17 protein-coding genes and 1 tRNA gene are annotated in these 20,616 nt (G+C 65.4%); 7 read left to right on the forward strand and 11 right to left on the reverse strand.

The features are described from left to right. Nucleotides 1-90 precede the first annotated feature (90 nt). Nucleotides 91-1,014 (forward strand): LysR family transcriptional regulator, encoded by a 924-nt coding sequence (locus Y958_RS09295; protein ID WP_088871767.1) that lies wholly within the window; start codon nt 91-93, stop codon nt 1,012-1,014. On the opposite strand, the gene Y958_RS09300 is transcribed toward Y958_RS09295, so the two are convergent. Then, nucleotides 1,011-2,231 (reverse strand): FAD-dependent oxidoreductase, encoded by a 1,221-nt coding sequence (locus Y958_RS09300; RefSeq protein WP_244909242.1) that lies wholly within the window; start codon nt 2,229-2,231, stop codon nt 1,011-1,013. The genes Y958_RS09295 and Y958_RS09300 overlap by 4 nt on opposite strands. Nucleotides 2,232-2,538: 307 nt before the next feature. Between Y958_RS09300 and Y958_RS09305 the strand changes: the two genes are divergently transcribed. Beyond that, nucleotides 2,539-3,759 carry an ATP-binding protein gene (locus tag Y958_RS09305; protein WP_088871768.1) on the forward strand — a complete coding sequence of 407 codons (1,221 nt, stop codon included), beginning with the start codon at nt 2,539-2,541 and terminating at the stop codon, nt 3,757-3,759. A 436-nt stretch (nt 3,760-4,195) separates the two neighbouring features. Here Y958_RS09305 and Y958_RS09310 read toward each other — a convergent pair. Next, nucleotides 4,196-4,271, reverse strand: a tRNA-Ile gene (locus Y958_RS09310). Between the two features lie 544 nt (nt 4,272-4,815). Between Y958_RS09310 and Y958_RS09315 the strand changes: the two genes are divergently transcribed. Next, nucleotides 4,816-6,486: an MFS transporter gene (locus Y958_RS09315; RefSeq protein WP_088871769.1), complete on the forward strand. Its 1,671-nt coding sequence runs from the start codon at nt 4,816-4,818 to the stop codon at nt 6,484-6,486. A gap of 111 nt (nt 6,487-6,597) precedes the next feature. On the opposite strand, the gene Y958_RS09320 is transcribed toward Y958_RS09315, so the two are convergent. Together Y958_RS09320 and def are read right to left on the reverse strand one after the other, a co-directional pair. Then, nucleotides 6,598-7,317: a COQ9 family protein gene (locus tag Y958_RS09320; RefSeq protein WP_244909243.1), complete on the reverse strand. Its 720-nt coding sequence runs from the start codon at nt 7,315-7,317 to the stop codon at nt 6,598-6,600. Between the two features lie 109 nt (nt 7,318-7,426). Continuing rightward, entirely contained in the window at nt 7,427-7,966 is a 540-nt protein-coding gene (gene def, locus Y958_RS09325) for a peptide deformylase (RefSeq protein ID WP_088871770.1), read from the reverse strand. 368 nt (nt 7,967-8,334) lie between these two features. On the opposite strand from def, the gene rpsU reads away from it, so the two are divergent. Continuing rightward, nucleotides 8,335-8,538, forward strand: coding sequence for a 30S ribosomal protein S21 (gene rpsU / locus Y958_RS09330; RefSeq protein WP_012567245.1), 204 nt, complete (start codon nt 8,335-8,337; stop codon nt 8,536-8,538). 198 nt (nt 8,539-8,736) lie between these two features. On the opposite strand, the gene Y958_RS09335 is transcribed toward rpsU, so the two are convergent. The 3 genes from Y958_RS09335 to Y958_RS09345 form a co-directional block, all read right to left on the reverse strand. Next, nucleotides 8,737-10,374, reverse strand: coding sequence for a methyl-accepting chemotaxis protein (locus Y958_RS09335; protein WP_186291139.1), 1,638 nt, complete (start codon nt 10,372-10,374; stop codon nt 8,737-8,739). 285 nt (nt 10,375-10,659) lie between these two features. After that, nucleotides 10,660-10,974 carry an HNH endonuclease signature motif containing protein gene (locus Y958_RS09340; RefSeq protein WP_244909244.1) on the reverse strand — a complete coding sequence of 105 codons (315 nt, stop codon included), beginning with the start codon at nt 10,972-10,974 and terminating at the stop codon, nt 10,660-10,662. A gap of 72 nt (nt 10,975-11,046) precedes the next feature. Next, entirely contained in the window at nt 11,047-11,247 is a 201-nt protein-coding gene (locus Y958_RS09345) for a hypothetical protein (RefSeq protein WP_244909245.1), read from the reverse strand. Nucleotides 11,248-11,770: 523 nt separating this feature from the next. Between Y958_RS09345 and Y958_RS09350 the strand changes: the two genes are divergently transcribed. Genes Y958_RS09350 through Y958_RS09360 form a run of 3 tightly spaced genes read left to right on the forward strand, consistent with a single transcriptional unit; the run spans nt 11,771 to nt 14,832 of the window. Continuing rightward, entirely contained in the window at nt 11,771-12,973 is a 1,203-nt protein-coding gene (locus tag Y958_RS09350; RefSeq protein ID WP_088871774.1) for a Re/Si-specific NAD(P)(+) transhydrogenase subunit alpha, read from the forward strand. 5 nt (nt 12,974-12,978) lie between these two features. Then, the gene (locus Y958_RS09355) at nt 12,979-13,407 is read left to right on the forward strand and encodes an NAD(P) transhydrogenase subunit alpha part 2 (protein WP_040848625.1); all 429 of its coding nucleotides are present in this window, start codon (nt 12,979-12,981) and stop codon (nt 13,405-13,407) included. A 15-nt stretch (nt 13,408-13,422) separates the two neighbouring features. Next, nucleotides 13,423-14,832 carry an NAD(P)(+) transhydrogenase (Re/Si-specific) subunit beta gene (locus Y958_RS09360; protein WP_088871775.1) on the forward strand — a complete coding sequence of 470 codons (1,410 nt, stop codon included), beginning with the start codon at nt 13,423-13,425 and terminating at the stop codon, nt 14,830-14,832. 81 nt (nt 14,833-14,913) lie between these two features. Here Y958_RS09360 and Y958_RS31305 read toward each other — a convergent pair whose 3' ends face one another. The 4 genes from Y958_RS31305 to Y958_RS09380 form a co-directional block, all read right to left on the reverse strand. Continuing rightward, on the reverse strand, nt 14,914-15,846 hold the full coding sequence (locus Y958_RS31305; protein WP_145960794.1) for a DUF2971 domain-containing protein: 933 nt from the start codon (nt 15,844-15,846) through the stop codon (nt 14,914-14,916). 16 nt (nt 15,847-15,862) lie between these two features. After that, nucleotides 15,863-16,909 carry a S66 peptidase family protein gene (locus Y958_RS09370; RefSeq protein ID WP_244909246.1) on the reverse strand — a complete coding sequence of 349 codons (1,047 nt, stop codon included), beginning with the start codon at nt 16,907-16,909 and terminating at the stop codon, nt 15,863-15,865. 83 nt (nt 16,910-16,992) lie between these two features. Then, entirely contained in the window at nt 16,993-19,038 is a 2,046-nt protein-coding gene (locus Y958_RS09375) for an aminopeptidase P family protein (RefSeq protein WP_088871776.1), read from the reverse strand. Nucleotides 19,039-19,547: 509 nt separating this feature from the next. Beyond that, nucleotides 19,548-20,417, reverse strand: coding sequence for a 50S ribosomal protein L11 methyltransferase (locus tag Y958_RS09380; protein ID WP_244909247.1), 870 nt, complete (start codon nt 20,415-20,417; stop codon nt 19,548-19,550). Between the last annotated feature and the right edge of the window lie 199 nt (nt 20,418-20,616).

Here is a 20,616-nt window from a genome sequence, read left to right on the forward strand (position 1 = left end):
TGCCTCACGATCAGGGTTAGGCGATGCCCTGGTGAGATAGTTTCCGTTTGGCTATAATTGAAATCGATCGTCAATATTGGACCCATAACCATGATCGATCTGAGGGGCGTGGACCTGAACCTGCTGGTCTCGCTGGACGCGCTGCTGGACCAGGCCAACGTCACCCGGGCGGCCGCGCGCCTGGGCATCAGCCAGCCGGCCCTGTCGGCGCAGTTGGCCCGCCTGCGCGACCTGTTCCACGATCCCCTGTTCGTGCCGTCGGAAACCGGCCGGGGCATGGTGCCCACCACCCGCGCGCTGGAACTGCAGACTCCCCTGCGCGCCGCCTTGCAGGAGCTGGAGACGGTGGTGCGCCGGCCACCGGCCTTCGACCCCCTGACGGCCACCCGCGATTTCGCCATCGCCGCCAGTGACAACAGCACGGTGGCGGTGGGGCTGGGCTTGATGGAGCGCTTGCGCGCCGTGGCGGGCCCGGGCATCCGCCTGTCCTTCCGCGCGCCCAACGCGGAACGCATCCTGGGCCAGATGCAGCGGGGCGAGGTGGATTTGCTGATCGGCTCGCAAAACATGGTCCAGACCGGCATGATCGTGCGCCGCCTGGCGGGGGAGCGCTATCTGGTGGCCCAGCGCAAGGGCCATCCGCGCGGCGCCGGGCCCCTGGACCTGGACGGCTATTGCGCCCAGGAGCACATCCTGGTGTCCACCAACGGCGGCGGCTTCGTCGGTTTCGTGGATGAGGATCTGGAGCGGCTGGGGCGGCAGCGGCGGGTGGCCCTGTCCATCCACCAGTTCATGCTGGCCGTGCCCATCCTGCTGGCCACCGATTATCTCTGCGTCCTGCCCAGCCGCCTGGCCCGCCGCTATGCCGAGAAGCTGGACCTGTTCGACCTGCCCCTGCCCAACCGGCGCAGCTATGATTTCATGGCCGCCTGGCACCCCCGCCACCAGGCCGATCCCGGCCATGTCTGGCTGCGCCAACAGGTGGCGGCGGTGGCGGAGGGGATGGGCTGCTAACCGAAGGCCGGCGGTGGAAACAGGCCGGCGATGATGCGCACCGACTGCTCCGCCAGCGGGCGGTCAGGCTCGATGGTGTCGTCGTTGTAGCCGTAATAATCATCCGGCCCTACCGCCTGGAAGACGAAGCCGTCGCGCCGGGGCACGAAGGACACGCCGTTGTAGAACAGGCCGTAGTGCACATCCTCCTGCGGGATCATGCGCGCCAGCTGGCCCCGCACCGGGATGATGGAGTTGTCGCCCATCAGGGCGCGGGCGCCGTAGCCGGTGCAGTTCACCAGCACCTTCTGAGCAACGCCGGCGAAATCCGCCGGGGTGTGGAATTCCCGCACCTCGATGCGGCCGCCGTTGGCGTGGAACTCATCCAGCAACAGGCGGGCGTAGCTGGAAATGTTGAACACCATGTTGGTGTTGCGCCGAACAAAGCGCGCGCCGAAGGGATGCAGACCCGCCGGCACATCAACGGAATGGGGTGTCAGGGTTGGCAACAGCTCGTGCTGCAAGGCGTCGGCGAAGGGAGGCCGGCCGTCGGTCACCGGCTCGTGGCGCTCCCGGTTGGCCTGGTCGGAGACGTTGTAGTTGTCCACCCACTCGATGGGGGTGCCGGGCAGGCCCAGCAGGCTCTGATAGGCCTGGAACGAGGTCAGGCACATGCGTGCCCACAGCGCCTTGAACTCCGGCGTGGCGTATTGTTCCAGGCAGATGCGCGAATCCGGTGACCAGACGCCGGTGGCGAAGCTGGACCGGGTGTCAGGCGGCAGGTCCTTGGCATAGATGGTGACCTTGGCACCGGCGCGCTGCAGCTGCAGCGCCGTGGTCAGGCCGATGGCCCCGCAACCGATGACGGCGATGTCGCGCTCCCCCAGGGCCATGGCCTTCTCCGTCGCGACCAGGCCCGTCCCCCAGGATAGGGACCAGCCGCTGCCGCCGTGGCCGTAATGGTGGACCACCAGCTTCTGGCCGATGCGCTCCACCTCCAGCCGGGGGCCCTGGGCGCGAAAGGGGCGCGTGCAGACGGTGATGCGGGTGATGCGATCCGGCGTGGCCCGGATGGGCGTCAGCGCCAGGGGCGACCGCGCCGCCTCGGTCACGCCGCCATGCCGGCCCCCCTCTACATTGACTGCGCAACCCGCCAGCATCAGTGCCGCACCCGCACCGGCCAACAGATCGCGCCGGCCCACGCCAACGGCCAGACCCTTCATCCGCCCCACCGCCATGCCATCCCCCTTATCGTTACCGGACGGCATCCAGGGCCGCTTGGAGAAGACGATACGGGAAAAGAAGGGCTTGAGAAACCGGGACTTGGCGGGGAAGGTAGACGCCGCCCATCGCGAGCTACGGGACCTGGCCGCCGCCATGTTCGAAAAGATCACCCACCTGGCGCGCGACTGATCCCGCGACAGCCGGGCCGTTGGCCCGGCCACCACTCCCAGGCAGCGCTCATCTGACTACCAATTAGCGGACTGTTGACTTCCAATTGGCCGAATATGATATTCCCAATCGGCCGACGCTTTGAGGGTGAGCATGTTCGAACGGTTTGTGGCGCATCGGGTGGAGGAAGCCCTTTCCGACACCCCCGTCGTCCTGGTCGTGGGGCCGCGCCGGGCCGGCAAGACCACGCTCGTCCGCAAGATGGGAACGGACAACCGCGCCTATATCACGCTCGATGATCAAACCGCCCTCGCCGCCGCCCAATCCGATCCAGCTGGGTTCATCCGGGGGCTAGATCAGGCCATCATCGATGAGGTGCAGCGCGCGCCGGACCTGCTGCTGGCGATCAAGAAGACCGTTGATGAGGACTATCGTCCCGGTCGCTTCCTGCTCACGGGCTCCGCGAACGTGCTCACCCTGCCCAAGATCGCCGATAGCCTGGCGGGGCGAATGGAAACCATCCAGATGCTGCCCTTGGCCAGAGCCGAAATCGCCGGCCGGACACCCAGCTTCTTGGAACGCCTGTTCGACGGCAGGCTAGGCCCTCAACCGGACGCGCTTGTCGGTGACGAGCTGATCCGCGTCGTCTTGGCCGGGGGATTCCCGGAATCGATCAGCCGCGACAGCGAACGGCGCCGACAAGATTGGGCACGCGCCTACCTCACGTCGATCCTGACGCGGGACCTGCGAGACATCGCCGATGTGGAAAAGCTCACCGAGCTGCCGAAATTCGTGCGCCTACTGGCCGAGCACGCCGGCCAGTTGGTCAACTACTCGCAATTCGGCGCGGGTATCAACGTCAGCCACAAGACCGGCCAGCGCTATGTCGCGCTGCTGGAACAGATTTTCTTGGTCGCGACGGTGCAGCCCTGGTTCACCAACGCCCTGAAGCGAATCGTCAAGACGCCCAAACTGCATTTCCTCGATTCCGGCCTGCTGGCAGCCGTGCGGGGGCTCACGTTCGACCGGATCAAGGCCGACCGCACGGCCTTCGGCGCCCTGCTGGAAAGTTTCGTCTTCTCGGAAGTGCTGAAGCTCATCAGCGGCTCAGACCTGCGGGTGACCGCCCACCATTTCCGGGACCGCGACGGCCGCGAGGTGGATGTCATCCTAGAACGTGATGATGGGATGATCGTAGGCATCGAGGTGAAAGCCAGCGCCACCGTCAAGGCCACCGATTTCACCGGCCTCAAGGCGCTGGCCGAAGCCTGCGGGGAGCGGTTCGCTTATGGCGTCATCCTGTATGACAGCGCCGACTTCGTTCCCTTTGGGGATAAGCTGGCGGCCGCGCCACTGTCATGCCTGTGGGGCTGAGCGGGGAAACTCAATAAAATTTCACCTGCTTGGGCCCAAAGTCAGTTCAAGATTAACAATTTATGGAACAATCAGCGACAAATACGACAGATATCGAGTGAAATTTAAATAGACTCCATAAAAGCAGATGAAATTCCAATAGATAATAGGAAATCCACCTAATTCTTTCTGAAGTCGATCATGGCGTATGGCCGCCAGTGGCTTTACATACCGATACAGGCCACCCTAGCTAACCGTCTGTTTGAATCATTAACTCGCCGGGAAGCCTGGGAAACGGGCGCACCCGACCAGTCCGCTCCTCCGGATTTCATTGCCCTGAAATGTTTGTGGATTTTCCTGGCAGGTCACAGGCATCCGCCAATGCGCGTTGCACTTACAGCTCATTTACAGGCGGGGCGCACTTCCCCACCGCAAACAGCTAAGTCTTTGAAAAGATTGGTGGGCCCGGCCAGATTCGAACTGGCAACCAGACCGTTATGAGCGGCCGGCTCTAACCGTTGAGCTACAGGCCCACGCGGGGCGCACTTTGCCGGGTGAGGCAGCGGGTTGCAACACCCTTCATAAATTTTTTACGACACCGCCCAAACCGTTGGAAACGCGCCGCTATCCTTTTGATTTGACGTGCGTTGCCAGGTGAATGCCATGTTGCCGCCTCAAGACTGAGGTGCTACCTTTGCAAGGCTTGGGACGGTGACGGCATCCTTTGTCCAGGCGGCAAATGGCCGCGGTGGCACCTGGGGTAGCGGTAACACCCGGCGAACGCGGGCCCCGGCAGGGCGACCCGCATGAGGCTCCGGCCAACGGGGTCCGCCAAAGCGGTTGAGTGTCAGGCCCAGGGGCATGCGCGTCCAGGGCCGGGGGGACATATACGCGAAGGGGGGCCAGCGGCAGCAATCCGACTTAAGACGTCCAACCGGACGCCCGTTACCGGGCCCCGCGGGGCCACCAGCGGCACGGCGCCGCCACCGGGCCGGGACGGTCCCGGGCCAGGAGCGTGAACGCCAGCACCAGCCCCGCCGCCAGCCAATACCAGAACATCCATGGGAGGAAGTCACGATGGCGAACATCGCCAGCAGCAGTACCAATGGGGCCTCGACCAGCATGACGAGGGAGGAGCGCAAGGTCATCTTCGCCTCGTCCCTCGGCACCGTGTTCGAGTGGTATGATTTCTATCTGTATGGCGCCTTGGCCTCCATCATCAGCGCCCGCTTCTTCTCGGGCCTGCCGACGCAGGGCGCCAAGGACGTGTTCACGCTGCTGGGCTTCGCGGCCGGCTTCTTCGTCCGACCCTTCGGCGCCCTGGTCTTCGGCCGGCTGGGCGATCTGGTGGGCCGCAAGTACACCTTCCTCGTCACCATCGTCATCATGGGCCTGTCGACGGCCGTCATCGGCTTCCTGCCCAGCTATGACTCGGTGGGTGTGCTGTCACCCATCCTGCTGATCAGCTTGCGCCTGCTGCAGGGCCTGGCCCTGGGCGGCGAGTACGGCGGTGCCGCCACCTACGTGGCGGAGCACGCGCCGCACGGCAAGCGCGGTTCCTATACCGCCTGGATCCAGATCACCGCCACCGGCGGCCTGTTCCTGTCCCTGCTGGTCATCCTGGCCTGCCGCATGAGCCTGCCGAAGGCGGACTTCGAGGCCTGGGGCTGGCGCATTCCCTTCCTGGTGTCGCTGCTGCTGCTGGCTGTGTCGCTGTGGATCCGCCTGCAGCTGGACGAATCGCCGCTGTTCAAGAAGATGAAGGCCGAGGGCAAGACCTCGTCCTCCCCCATCCTGGAAAGCTTCGGCAACCTCTATAACCTGAAGTTCGTGCTGCTGGCCCTGTTCGGCGTCGTCGCCGGCCAGGCGGTCGTCTGGTATTGCGGCCAGTTCTATGCCCAGATCTTCCTGAAGAACACGCTGAAGATCGACCCCAACACCGCCGACACCCTGGCGGCCGTCGCCCTGCTGTTCGCCACCCCCTTCTTCGTGGTGTTCGGCAGCCTGTCGGACCGCATCGGCCGCAAGAAGGTCATCCTGGCCGGCCTGGCCCTGGCCATCCTGACCTACTTCCCCATCTTCCGTGGCATCACCCACTTCGGCAACCCGGCGCTGGAGGCCGCCATGGCCGCCAGCCCGGCCACGGTCACCGCCGATCCGGCCGAGTGCACCTGGCAGCTGAACGTGGCCGGCACGTCCAAGTTCACGTCCAGCTGCGACGTGGCCAAGGCTGCGCTGGTGGGCAAGAGCGTGCCCTACAGCGCGGTCGACGGCGGCGCCGGTTCCGTGGCGCAGATCAAGATCGGCGACACGGTCATCGACAGCTATGATGCCAAGGCCCCCGACGCGAAGGAGAAAAAGGCCGCGTTCGACGCGGCGGTGGCCGACGCGGTGAAGGCCGCCGGCTACCCGGCCAAGGCCGATGATGCCGCCATCAACAAACCGGCGCTGACCTTCCTGCTGTGGGTCCTGGTCATCTACGTGACCCTGGTCTACGGCCCCATCGCCGCCATGCTGGTGGAGATGTTCCCGTCGCGCATCCGCTACACCTCCATGTCCCTGCCCTACCACATCGGCAACGGCTGGTTCGGCGGCTTCTTGCCCGCCATCTCGCTGGCCATCGTGGTCACCACCGGCCAGATGTACGCCGGCCTTTGGTACCCGATCATCGTGGCCGCCATCACCTTCGTGATCGGCCTGCTGTTCGTGCGGGAAACCAAGGACACGGAAATCAGCCACGACAAGTAAGCGCGGCCTTGTGGCGCTGAATGGCGAAGGGCCCGGACATCCCCGTCCGGGCCCTTTCTTCATGGGGTGGCCGACGCGATCGCCCGCCCGTTACCCATCACACCCGCCCCATCACACCCGTTGGCGCAGATGGCGGGAGAAGCGCAGGGGGGAAGGCACAAGGCCGCCCCAGCCTTTCAGCGAGGACAGCTTCGGAAGCGACAGGGTGGCGATGCCCTTGCCGACCGCCATGACGTTCTCGATCCGGCGGTCGAGGAAGGCCCAGGTGTCGGCATGGTCGGGCGACCGGTCGCTCAACCAATACAGCACGGTGGCGGTCTGCACCGCGGCCAGCAGGGCCCGCTTGGTGTAATAGTTGAAATCGGTCGCCTGGTCGCCGGCGGCGTACCACGCGGCATCCACCGTGCGGTACAGCAGGCGGGCGGCCAACCCGGCATGGGTGGGCAGCGCCAGGAAGGAGCTGGCGCGCTGCACCGCCTCCGCCCACGGCGCGAGCAGTTCCAGGCGCACGCGCACCGCCAGGGTGACCCGCGCCCGCACCTTCATCGTGGACAGATCCCGGCCCGCCAGCTGCGCCAGCATGGCGCGGTCGGCCCAGTCGCTGAACTGCGCGACCACGTCGGCCACACCGCCGGGGAACAGGGCCGCCAGCTGGGCCGCCCCCATGTCCACGTCGGCCGCGCCCTGGCGCAGCGCCGCGGCCGACCAGCCGTCGAAGGCCACGTGCGGCAGGACGGCCAGCATGAGCCGATCGCGCAAAACCATGCGCTCATCCACCACGTCATCGTCAGGGCGGGACGTGGACTGGGCGGGGGTGTCAGGGGTGACCATGGGGCTGTCCCTTGCAACGGACGGGCGGCCGGCGGCCGCGGGGTTTGCGCCAGTATAGGCGCGCACCGCCATCCGCCTCTACCCCCTCAAAGGGAAACGGTGAATCGGCTCAACCGGGCAGCTTGGGCACCGACTCGGTGCCGAAATACTTCATTTCCTCCGTAAAGCTGAGGAAGCGGAGGTCGTTCATGCGATCCAGGTACAGCACCCCGTCCAGGTGGTCGCATTCATGCTGTACCACGCGGGCATGAAAGCCCCGCGCCTCGCGTTCCACCACCGACCCGTCCAGGGCCAGGCCGCGATACCGGATGTGGTTGTAGCGGGGCACGGCGCCGCGCAGGCCGGGAATGGACAGGCACCCTTCCCAGCCGAACTGCATTTCCTCCGACAGGGGCTCCACCACCGGGTTGACCAGCACCTGGACATCGACGGTTTCCCCGCCCGCCCGCTCCGCCGGGACGCGGAAGACGATGACGCGCCAGCCGACATGCACCTGGGGGGCCGCCAAGCCCACGCCCGAGGAGTCGACCATGGTTTCAATCATGTCCTGGGCCAGTTGGCGGACCACCGCGGGTATCGGCTCCTCCACCGGCACGGCCGGACGGCGCAGCACCGGATGGCCCATGCGGGCGATCTTCAGGATGGCCAACGTTCCCCCTTCCCCGGATCTTGGATCAAGTGCCGCCAGGCCCCGCGCCGGCGCGCCCTTACCCCGATATAGGTGCTACCCCGGTAGTTTCCACGGGATTCGGCGCCCTGTCACCCCGGACCCCGCCGCCTGTCCTTTGGATAAAGCGGTCTCAGGGAAATTCCACGCCCCCCACCATCCTAGGAACGCCCATCCCGGGAACGCCCATCCCGGGAACGCATGGGGGCCCCGCGCGGCCATGGCGGGATTCACTTCACAGGGCGGGGGGCCTGTGTTATACCACCGGCCTCCGATCGGGCTGCCTGCGCGACCGTGCGTCTTGGCTATTACCCGTTAACCTTTTACTCTGTTTGGAGTGGTGACGTCCCGTGCAAGTGCTGGTTCGTGACAACAACGTCGATCAGGCCCTCCGCGCTCTCAAGAAGAAGATGCAGCGCGAAGGCATTTTCCGCGAGATGAAGCTGCGTCGCAACTACGAGAAGCCCTCGGAGAAGCGCGCCCGTGAGAAGGCCGAGGCCATTCGCCGCGCCCGCAAGCTGCTGCGCAAGCGTCTGGAGCGCGAGGGCTACTAAGCCTCTCACGCGCTGTTAGACGCACGGACGGAGCCGCCCCTGAAGCTCAGTGGGCGGCTTTTGTCATGCCTGCGTTTTGGAAGATGGCAAGCCCCAGGTGCCAAGCCCAGGTACCGGACCCAAAACGAAACGGCCCGGGAGCACACCCGGGCCGTCTGCGTAAAAGTCGTCTGGATCAAATTATTGGACAGCGCCGGATCAGGCGGCACTCATCTCCGCGGTGAAGGTACCGACCGTCCGCTTCAAGGTATCCGAGTCTCGCGCCAGTAGCGAAGCCGAGGATTGAACCTGTGCGGCCGCGGTCCCCGTGCTGGACGCGGCCTCCGAAACGCCGGCGATGTTGGTCGTCACCGCCTCGGTCCCCCGTGCGGCCTCCTGAACGTTGCGGGCGATCTCGTGGGTGGATGCCTCCTGCTCCTCCACCGCCGCGGCGATGGCCGACGCGATGCCGCTGATGTCCTGGATGCGTTGGGCGATGGCCTGTATGGCCCCCACCGCGTCGGATGCCGCCTGGCGGATTTCGCCGACCTGGGCGCCAATCTCATCCGTCGCCTTGGCCGTCTGGGTGGCCAGGCTCTTGACCTCGCTGGCCACGACGGCGAAGCCCTTGCCAGCCTCCCCCGCCCGCGCCGCCTCGATGGTGGCGTTCAGGGCCAACAGGTTGGTCTGGGCGGCGATGTCGGCGATCAACCGGACCACGTCACCAATGCGTTCCGCCCCGCTGGACAGGGTCTGGACCACCTGGTCGGTACTGCGCGCCTCGGTGACTGCGTCGTTGACCGTATGCATGGTGCGTCCCATCTGGCGCCCGATCTCCTGGATGGAGGCCGACAGTTCCTCCGCCGCGGACGCCACCGTCTGCACGTTGGCGGATGTCTGCTCCGCCGCGGACGACACGACCATGGCCTGACGGTTGGTCTCCTCCGCATTGTTGGACATCGCCTTGGCCGTGGCGTCCATCTCATTGGCCGCGGCGGCAAGGCTGTTGGACAATTCCGAGATCTTGGCCTCGAAACCCCGGGTGATGCGGGCCACCCGCTCCGCCCGGCGGGCTTTCTCCTCTTGCTCCGCCTTCTGGGCGGCTTCAAGCTCACGCGCCCTGATGAGGCCGACCTTCAACTCATCGAAGGCCCGGACCATTTGGCCGACCTCGTCGCGCCGTTCCGCGCCGGCCATCTCCAGGTCATAGTTCCCCTGTCCCAGGCCAATCAAGCCGCCCACAACGCGCTGCAGCGGACGGCCGATGCCGGTTATCGCCAGGTAGGACGCCAAGCCCCCAACCAGACCCAGCCCGGCAAGCACGACCCCGAAGACCGACCAGATGGTGCTGATGGTGTCTGAATGATTCTGTCTGGCGATGGCGCCGGCTTCCCCTCGAATGTCATCGGCCAGCTTCGCCTGGCGGTCCAGCAGGCTCAGCATCGCCGGGTCGCACTTGGGGCCCATCATGGTGGTGCTGATACGAACGTTCTCTTCGGGATTACTCGACTTCGTCGCGGCATCGACCGTTTGACCGCAAATGCCCGATGGTGCCAGCAAGGCCCGCATCTCCTGCTGGAGGGCCGCGATGTCCGGCGCCCGGGAGGGCAAGGCCGCTTTCGCCTCCTCCATGAAGCTCTCATAGGCATCGGCGCCTTTGCGATAGTTCGCGTCGGCCTTGGCGTTGCCGGCGTCGTCAGTCACCGTCATAGCTTCATAGATGGAACGCTCGATAAACACCAAACTGCGGTTGCCCCGCGCCACCGCCAGGCTAGCCTTCGATGCGCCGCTCAGCAGTCGGCCGTAACTTTCGTCGATGGCCATCATCCGGGTGGCGGCAAACCCAGACGCGATCAAGGCGAAAACACCCAATATTCCAAGTAGAGTTAATATCTTGGCGGTTATTCTGATATTCGCAAAAGAGAACATTTTTTCCTCCCGGCCCGCGCCCGGCTAAGACTTAGGCATATCTCCGACCTATCCAGGAGGATGTTGTGTTCTGATTAGATAATTTTCCCTTAACCTCTTGATGACATAATACTTCCGGATATATCAATGTATTCAAGTACGTTGAAATGATTTTCCTAAAGAACCGTGCACGGGTCTTCGCTGAACCCTTCACGGGGTCGCGGCCTATGATGGTCAGCGCCGCCGCGGCTCCGTCCGGGTCACGAACTCCGGGGGTTTGTTGGCCACCCAGCGGATGAAGGCGGCAATGGCGGGATGGGCGCGTAAGGCGTCCACTGTGGCGTAAGCCCCGGCCAGGTCCCGCCCACTCAATTCGGCATGGATTTTCCGGTGGCAGACGCGGTGCAGCGGCACCGTCACTCGTCCGCCTTGGCTGCGCGGCACCAGGTGATGCTGTTCCACGGAGGGGCCGGGCACCAGGGGCCGGTCGCACAGGGCGCAGAGGCCCGGCTGGGAATCCGGCGCCGGTACCGCGGCAGCCCCGTCCAACCTTCCGAACTTCCGGCCCATATCCAACCCCGTCCGGCTCTCCCCATCATGGGCCGGGGGAGTATAGCGCTCTTAATGGCGGCGCGCGCCGTCCTCACCGAACACCACGACGGGATAGCCGTTGTAGTTCTCCGGCGCGCCATGGTCCGGCGCCGTGACGCGCAGATAGATCAGTCCCTCACCGATGCCCACGCCCACCACGGGGCGGCCGGCTTCCGTCAGTTCCTTGAACAGGGCGCGCCCGGCCGCGGCCAGTGCATGGGAATCGGTCATCACGAACTCTCTCGTCCACATGGGCGTCACCCGCATCCTGTAAGGCCGTTGCTGTCTGATGACGGTTCAACGCCGGACGGGGGAACACCGGGCGCAGTTTAACGGCGCGATTTGGACCAAACCACCCCAATGTCCCGCATAGGCCTTTTTCGCCCCTGGCCTCGCGGCGCGCCCTCGCCCACCCTATCTCCTCCTGAGGCACCCAATTCGATGGGGGCCCATCTCGGCGTCTCGCATGGCTGGCCCTTATGGTAACCGGTGGACAATTCCACTTTCGACTGTACACCCTGGCAATGGAGAGGGGGACGAATGGATGGCATTAATCACTTTTGCTGCGGAGCCTTGCACGTATCGTGACGGTTCCATGCGCGCACCCCTCCGCTTCTTCACAAAGATTACCGGATAGGTCATGGTGGCCCAGCGTCATCACCCTTCCGCGATAAGGACGTTCTCGCGGCCAAATTGAATCCAGCTGGCCCAAACCCAGCGTCACGGGGTCCAGCGATCATGGGGAGCGTAACCAATGAAAATCGGCGTACTTAAAGAACGTCGACCGGGGGAGTTGCGCGTCGCCGCCTCGCCCGAGACGGTACGGAAATTCGTCGGGCTCGGATTCGACGTCACCATCGAGACGGGCGCCGGTGTCGGCGCCGCCATCACCGATGACGCGTTCGCCGCCGCCGGCGCCACCATCGCGCCCGACGCCGCCAGCACCCTGGCCGACGCCGACGTGGTGCTGAAGGTGCAGCGGCCGGAACCGGAAGAGCTGGCGCTGATCAAGCGCGGCGCCAAGCTGGCCGCCATTCTCAGCCCCTACGGCGATGCCGAGCGGGTGAAGAGCTACGCCGACGCCGGCGTCGACGCCTTCGCCATGGAGTTCATCCCCCGTATCACCCGGGCGCAAAGCATGGACGTGCTGTCCAGCCAGGCCAACCTGGCCGGATACCGCGCCGTGCTGGACGCGGCGTACGAGTTCGGCCGCGCCTTCCCCATGATGATGACGGCCGCCGGCACCGTGCCGCCGGCCCGCGCCTTCATCATGGGCGTGGGCGTGGCGGGCCTGCAGGCCATCGCCACCGCCCGCCGCCTGGGCGCCATCGTCTCGGCCACCGACGTGCGCCCGGCCACCAAGGAACAGGTGCAGTCGCTGGGCGCCACCTTCGTCGCGGTGGAGGATGAGGAGTTCCAGCAGGCGCAGACCGCCGGCGGCTATGCCAAGGAGATGAGCGCCGAGTACCGGGCCAAGCAGGCGGCCCTGGTGGCCGAGACCATCAAGAAGCAGGACATCGTCATCACCACGGCGCTGATCCCCGGCCGCAAGGCCCCGGTGCTGGTGACCGACGCCATGCTGCGGACCATGAAGACCGGCGCCGTGGTCGTGGACCTGGCAGTGGAACAGGGCGGCAATGTCGAGGGCAGCGAGCCCGGGAAGATCGTCGAGAAATATGGCGTGAAGATCGTGGGCCACACCAACGTGCCCAGCCGCATCGCCGTGGACAGCAGCGCGCTCTACGCCAAGAACCTGCTGAACTTCCTCACCCCCCTGGTCGACAAGGAATCCAAGGCGCTGAAGATCGACTGGAACGACGACATCATCAAGGGCACGGCCCTGACGCGTGACGGCGCCGTCGTCCACCCGACCTTCGCCCCGCCGCCCGCCCCGGCGCCCGCGCCTGAACCCGCCCCGGCCGCCGAACCGGCCGCCGCGCCTGAGAAAGCGGAGTAAGCCCCATGGACGCGCAAAACTACGCCAAGAACGCGGCCGACCTCGCCACCAACGCGCAGAAGCTGGCCGAGCAGGCCGCCAACGTGGCCAACCAGGCGACCCAGATTGCCACCGACCAGGCCCAGCAGGGCATGCCCTTCATCGTCACCGGCCTGACGGTCTTCGTCCTGGCGGTGTTCGTTGGGTACTACGTGGTCTGGCGGGTGACGCCGGCCCTGCACAGCCCGCTGATGAGCGTCACCAACGCCGTGTCGTCGGTCATCATCGTCGGCGCGCTGATCGCCACGGGCGCCCACCACTTCGGCTTCTCCATGGTGATGGGCTTCCTGGCCGTCATCCTGGCGTCGGTGAACATCTTCGGGGGCTTCATGGTCACCCAGCGCATGCTGGCCATGTACAAGAAAAAGGCCCCTGCCCAGGGCGCCAAGAAGTAAGGGGGCCGGACCATCATGCTGATCGCGACTTCGCTCGCCTATCTCGCGGCCGCCGTGTGCTTCATCATGGCGCTGCGCGGGCTGTCCAGCCCGGAAACGGCCCGCACCGGCAACGCCTACGGCATCGCCGGCATGGCCATCGCCATCATCACCAGCCTGTTCGTGCTGCCGCAGTTCTCCGTCCTGGCGGCGGTGCTGATCATCGTCGGCATTGCCATCGGCGGTGCCGCGGGTGCCCACATCGCCCGCACCATCAAGATGACCTCGCTGCCCCAGCTGGTGGCAGCCTTCCACAGCCTGGTGGGCCTGGCCGCCGTGTTCATCGCGGCCGCCGCCTTCTACGCGCCGGAGGAATACCGCATCGGCACGGACGGCGACATCCATGTCGGCTCCCTCATCGAGATGAGCCTGGGCATCGCCATTGGCGCCATCACCTTCACCGGCTCGCTGGTTGCCTTCCTGAAGCTGGACGGCCGCATGAGCGGCAAGCCCCTGGTCTTCCCCATGCAGCACCCGCTGAACGCGGCGCTGGCGGCGGGCCTGGTGCTGTTGATCCTGCTGCTGTGCACGACGCAGAGCGCCTTCTTCTTCTGGCTGATCATCCTGGTGTCGCTGGGCCTGGGCTTCCTGCTGATCCTGCCCATCGGCGGCGCCGACATGCCCGTGGTCGTGTCCATGCTGAACAGCTATTCCGGCTGGGCGGCCTGCGGCATCGGCTTCACCCTGCAAAACCCGCTGCTGATCATCACCGGCGCGCTGGTCGGCTCCTCCGGCGCCATCCTCAGCTACATCATGTGCAAGGGGATGAACCGGTCCATCTTCAACGTCATCCTGGGCGGCTTCGGCGGTGACGCCGCCGCCGGCGCCGCGGCGGGCCCGGCGGGCGACCGCAGCTTCAAGTCCGGCTCGGCCGACGACGCCGCCTTCATCATGAAGAACGCCTCCAGCGTCATCGTCGTGCCCGGCTACGGCATGGCCGTGGCCCAGGCCCAGCACGCCGTGCGCGAAATGGCGGACATCCTGAAGAAGGAAGGCGTGGACGTGAAGTACGCCATCCACCCGGTGGCGGGTCGCATGCCCGGGCACATGAACGTGCTGCTGGCCGAGGCCAACGTGCCCTATGACGAGGTGTTCGAGCTGGAGGAGATCAACCGCGACTTCGGCCAGGCGGACGTCGCCTACGTCATCGGCGCCAACGACGTCACCAACCCCGCCGCCAAGACCGACCCCTCGAGCCCCATCTACGGCATGCCCATCCTGGACGTGGAAAAGGCCAAGACCGTGCTGTTCATCAAGCGGTCCATGGGTGCCGGCTACGCCGGCGTGGAGAACGAACTGTTCTTCCGCCCCAACACCATGATGCTGTTCGGCGACGCCAAGAAGGTGACCGAGGAGATCGTGAAGGCCATGTCGGGCGGGCATTGAGCCCTTTAGAGCCCAGAGTGTAAGACAAGGCCCGGCGGAGCGATCCGTCGGGCCTTTTTCTACGAGAAAAAGTATCGATTTCTATAGAATTCTCTCTTCCAATACGCCGATAAGTCCGCGCACACGACGATAAATCTCAATATTTCCCCATCGATCTGATGATTTGACTTTTCCTATTATTTCATCAATAAATTCTTTTCCAGCATCGTAACCTATCACGATTGAATGTATCGCCTGCGATGGAATTTCAAATAGGAAGACTCGATTTCCAAATTTGTCAATGCTATCGGACCTCACTGCCTCACTCACCATTCTTAGCAGGCGAACCTCTTCTTCATGTTGCCAATCAATTTTCTTCCTTAATAATATTGCTAGCGGGAACCCATTAGATTTTATGGCCTCTTCAATTTTCCGATCCAGAGCTTCTTCGATGCTAATTCTTTGGCCACAGATACGTAGCATTCCACCTTGATTAGATACGCGAACAGGCTCGTCACTGTATTGAACAGGATGCGAGCGATCCCTAAAGAATAGGTGATCTTGCCAAAAGCGGACCTGCAAACCTGAATGGCTTCCACCATAATAGGCCCACATTGGCTCTGAAATAAGTTTAGACGAAAGACTAAAAATGGCAAAATTCTCGTTAGCATAATTGTTATATAATTCGACAACTCGCTCGGATATCGCCTGATCAAATTCCGATATTTTAGAAAAAGGTTCCGCTCTTAAACGTGGCTCCGACATTGGCCACAAGCCAGGGAAGCTCTCTTCATCGTAGCGATGGGCTGGGCACGACGCTAGAAATAACGCCTCAATCGTGCTTCGAGGAGCTCCATCCAGACCAACACTAGCTGCGTCTGCGTACGCCACCGCCCAATCTTCATCAGAATATCCGCTAAATAGAACCTCCGGCAGCGCTTCCCGAAAGTCATTCAGCGATTTCGGTTGCGAGAATCGAAATAAATTATTGTCTAAGAACCCGGTGTGATTTGTATATTTAGCAAGAAGTCTCATCCACTCCCCCTCCTTTTTACCCCACCACCCCGCTCTCCAGCACCGTCAGGGTGTGGGCCGTGGCGTCGAGGTGGGCCTCGACGCCCAGGGGCAGGGTCAGGGTCTCGTCGGTGTGGCCCAAGGCCAGTCCCGAGAAGACGGGGATGCCCAGGTCGCCCAGCACTAGGTCGAACACCTCGTTCAGGCCATAGGGCGAGGCGTCGGAGGGCTTGTCGCAGCCAGCGCAGGCGCCGACGACGATACCGGCGGCGGTCTGCAGCTTGCCGGCGTGCCGCAGGGTCCACAACATGCGGGCGATGGCGTAAGGCGCCTCGTCCACATCCTCGACCATGAGAATGGCGCCGCGCGTGTCGATCTCCCAGGGCGTGCCCATGGCGGCCATGATCATGGACAGGTTGCCACCCACCAGCCGGCCACCGGCCTGGCCGGGCGCAATGGTGCGCAGCGGGTAGTTGGGGCGGAGCAGATTGCCCTCCTCCGGATTGGAGAGGAGGCCCAGGGGCTCCGGCGCGCAGACGGCGCGGCGCAGCGCCTCCAGCGAGAAGGGCGTGAACTTGGCCAGGCCCGGCATGCGGCCGTGGAAGGCGACCAAGCCCGCCTTGCGCGCGATGGCCAGGTGCAGCAGCGTCGGATCGCTGAAGCCCAGGAAGATCTTGGGGTTGCGACGGATGAGGTCGTAGTCCACCCGGTCCACGATCTCACTGATGCCATAGCCGCCGCGCGCGCAGAAGACACCGCGAATGGCGGGGTCGGTGATGAAGCCGTGCAGGTCGGACAGCCGCTCCTGGACGGAAGCCTTGAAGGCCCGCGAGCGGTCGAAGAGATGCGGCGACAGCACCGGCACCAGGCCCAGGGCTTGGATGACGGCCGCCACCCGGTCGGCGACGGCGGGGTCATAGACGGCAGTGCTGAGGTCCAGCACGCCCACCTTGTCGCCCGCCCGCAACATCGGGGGCCGCAGCATGGGCGGCTTGATCGAGGCCGGGCCGCCCGCCGCCGCCGGAGTCGAAGACGCGATGACGGCGGCAGTGCCCGCTGTCGTCAGGAATGAACGCCGATCCACTGCCGCCCCCCTATACTGCCGCCCCCTGCCTTGAGGGCGGCAGCTTAAAGGATGCCGGCGGCCGCGCAAACCCGCCGGTTATCTCAGATGGGCGCCGTCGCGGTGGCCAGCCAGGCGGCGGCGTCCGCCTCCAGCTGGGGGCCCACCTTTTCCGCCACGCGGGCGTGATAGGCGTTCAGCCAAGCCTTTTCCGCCTCCGTCAGCAGCGCGGGCTCGATCAGATTGCGGTCGATGGGCGCCAGAGTCAGGGTCTCGAACGCCATCATGGGGTGGTCGCCGCCGGGAATGTCCGCCGCCGGCCGCACCAGCACCAGGTTCTCGATGCGGATGCCGTACTGGCCCGTGCGGTAATAGCCGGGCTCATTCGACAGGATCATGCCCGGCACCATGGCCACCGCGTTGGGGGCCTTGGCGATGCGGGCCGATTCCTCATGCACCGACAGGAAGCTGCCCACGCCATGGCCGGTGCCATGGTCATAGTCCAGGCCCTGGGCCCACAGGAACTGGCGGGCCAGGATGTCGATCTGCGAGCCGGTGGTGCCCTTGGGGAAGCGCAGGGTGGCCAGCGCGATGTGCCCCTTCAGCACCAGGGTGAAGTGGCGCTTGGCGTCGGCCGGCGGGGTGCCCACGGCCACCGTGCGGGTGATGTCTGTGGTGCCATCCAGGTACTGCCCACCGCTGTCGATCAGGTAGACGCTGTCCTTCTCCAGCACGCGGTTGGTCTCGGGGGCCGCGCGATAATGGACGATGGCGCCATTGGGCCCGGCGCCGGAGATGCTGTCGAAGCTGGTGCCCCGGAACATGGGCTGTTCCTTGCGGAACTCGAACAGGCGGTCCGACGCCTCGATCTCCGTCAGGGTCCCGGCCGCCGCCGCACCGCTCAGCCAGTGCAGGAAACGGGTGACGGCGACACCGTCGCGGGCATGGGCGGCGCGGGTGCCGGCGATCTCGACCGTGTTCTTGGCGGCCTTGCGGAAGACGGTGGGGTCGCGTTCCTTCACCACCCGGGCACCGGCCTCGGTCAGGCGGTCGAACACCCAGGACGCCGTCCAGACGGGGTCGACCCGCACCTTGCCGCCGGTGGCGCCGATGGCCTCCAAGGCACCGCGCAATTCCTCCGGCTTGCGGACGGAGACCTGATTTCCCAGGTGGACCTCCAGCCCCGGCACCAGCTTGCGGCTGTCGATGAACAGGTCGACGTCGCCGTCGTTGGTCAACAGGGCGTAGGACAGCGGCAGGGGCGTGTTGGGCACGTCGCCGCCGCGGATGTTCAGCAGCCAGGCGATACCGTCCGGCTGGGTCAGCACGGCCGCCAGTTCCCCATTGCGCTTCAGCTCGGCCGCGATCTCCGCCCGCTTGTCGGCGGAGGACTGGCCGGCCTGGGCCAGGGCCTGGGCCACCACCGGCCCCAGCGGGGCGGAGGGGCGGTCGTGCCAGATGGCGTCCAGCGGATTGGTGTCGACCGCCACCAGTTCCGCGCCGGCGCGGCCCAGGGCCGTCTTCATGCGGTCGATCCAGCCCACGGTGTGCAGCCACGGATCATAGCCGATGCGGCCGCCCTTCTTCACGATGCCGGCGATCCAGTCGCCGTGGAAGGTTTCGGTCAGATGGTGGCGCTCATAGAGGCTGGCGGACACCTGGGCCTCGGCCTGCAGGGTGTAGCGGCCGTCGACGAAGACGGCGGCGCGGTCGCGCATCACCACGGCGACACCGGCCGAGCCGGTGAAGCCCGTGATCCAGGCCAGGCGCTCCGACCGGGCGGGCACGTACTCGCCCTGGAATTCATCGGCGCGGGGAATGACGAACCCGTCCAAATCCATGCGCGCCAGTTCGGCGCGCAGCGCCGCCACGCGGGCGGCGATGTCGCCCACCTGCGGCGGGGGCGGCGCCTCGATCAAGGACTTCAAGGCGGCCAGCTGGGCCGCCAGTTCCTCCGGCAGGTCGCGGCCGAACAGGGCCAGGAAATGGCTCGGGTCCACATCCTCCGGCGCCGCCCGCACCCCGCGCAGCAACTCCCGCACCCCGGCCACGTCACGGTCGATGCCGGCGGCCTTCAGCAGGCGGGCCAGTTCGGCATCGCCCCGGTAGGGTTCAACGGCGGGGTGCGGGGTATGATGGGTGCTATCCACGGATAAGACGCCTCTCTCAAGGCCGCGAGGATCGGCGGCCGATTGATTTGGGGGACGAAGCTAGGACGCGGCACGCACGCGCGCAAGGACATGCGCCTGTTGGCATCCCGGACGTCGCGGGCCTTGCCCCGTGACCACCCTAAAGCCCCCTTGCCGCCAGTGTAGGCGAGGCTTTTGACAGCATCAAATTTTTTGGTGGGAAGCCCTCATGCGAGGGGGGGGGAAGCGTCGCGGCGGGGACCAACGCGGGGAGAAGACCCCCGCCGCGACTTACCGGCGCCGGTCGCCCGATGCCGTATCCGTTGGGCCGTACGTCCGTGCGGGACGGTGGTGCCCAAGGCCTTCGTGATACGCTTGGCAGCCCGCCCCTGTCTGCCGCGTTTACACACGCGTTACATGAATTTACAGGCGTGAAAACGCGCCCGGAAAAGACGAACGCCGGCCCTGGGCGGGACCGGCGTTCAACATCATGGAAATTTTGGATTCTAGAAGTTTTGGATTTGGGGGCCTCAGCCCTTCATCACCAGCGTGTTCCACTCGCCGATCTGGTAGCGGCGCACCAGCTTCAGACCCTGGCGGCGGTGGGCGGCGATGACCAGCTTCTCCTGCCGGGCCAACAGGCCGGACAGCACGGCGACACCGCCCGGGCGCAGGTTGCGGCGCAGCTGCGGCGCCATGCGGGCCAGGGGGCGGGCCAGGATGTTGGCGACGATCAGGTCATAGGGGCCCTTCTGCCGCACGATGGGGGTGCGGTAGCCGTCGCCGCCGCGGCAGGTCACCAGCTTGTCCACCTTGTTCAGGCGGGCGTTCTCGGCGGCGATCATGATGGACAGGGCGTCGATGTCCACCGCCGCCACCGGGGCGTGCCACAGCTTGGCGATGGCGAAGGCCAGGATGCCGGAGCCGCAGCCCATGTCCAGCGCCCGGGTGACGGGCATGGACTTGTTGAGGTCGCTCAGCGCGCGCAGGCAGCCCTGGGTGGTGGCGTGCTCACCGGAGCCGAAGGCCATGGCGGCTTCGATCAGCAAGCCGATGGCACCGGCGGGCACCGGCTTCTTGTGGTGGCTTCCGTGGACGAAGAAGCGGCCGGCGCGGATGGGCGGGAAGCTGAGGTAGGTCTGGGTCACCCAGTCGATGGGGGCCAGCGGCTCCACCTCGATCTGGGGCTGCGGCACGCCCAGGGCCATGGCCAGGACGGTGACACGGGCCACCAGGCGGGACTGGTCGGGCTCGCCATGGCTGGTGCCCTCGATCAGCCAGTTGCCGCCCTCTTCCAACTCGAAGGTGGACACGGCGTCGACATGGCTCTCCAGCACCTGGGCGAAGTTCTGCACTACATCCTCATGCACCGTCAGTGCGACCCGCCACATGCCCGACATCACCACACTCCCGCAAAATCATGAAAGCCCATGGCAAAAGGTTCCGGCGGGCTGCCCCGCCGGAACCTGCTGTTTCTCTATAGACGGTGCTGATTCGCCTGTGAAGCCTCATACATATCCCGGCCGAACAGCCGGGATATGTATCGGACGTGACTGCGTCCGCGGCCCGGTGGGCCGTGAGCCTGCGTGGCGTGTGAAC

Source organism: Nitrospirillum viridazoti CBAmc (assembly GCF_000730165.1).
In the GTDB taxonomy this organism is placed as follows: domain Bacteria; phylum Pseudomonadota; class Alphaproteobacteria; order Azospirillales; family Azospirillaceae; genus Nitrospirillum; species Nitrospirillum viridazoti.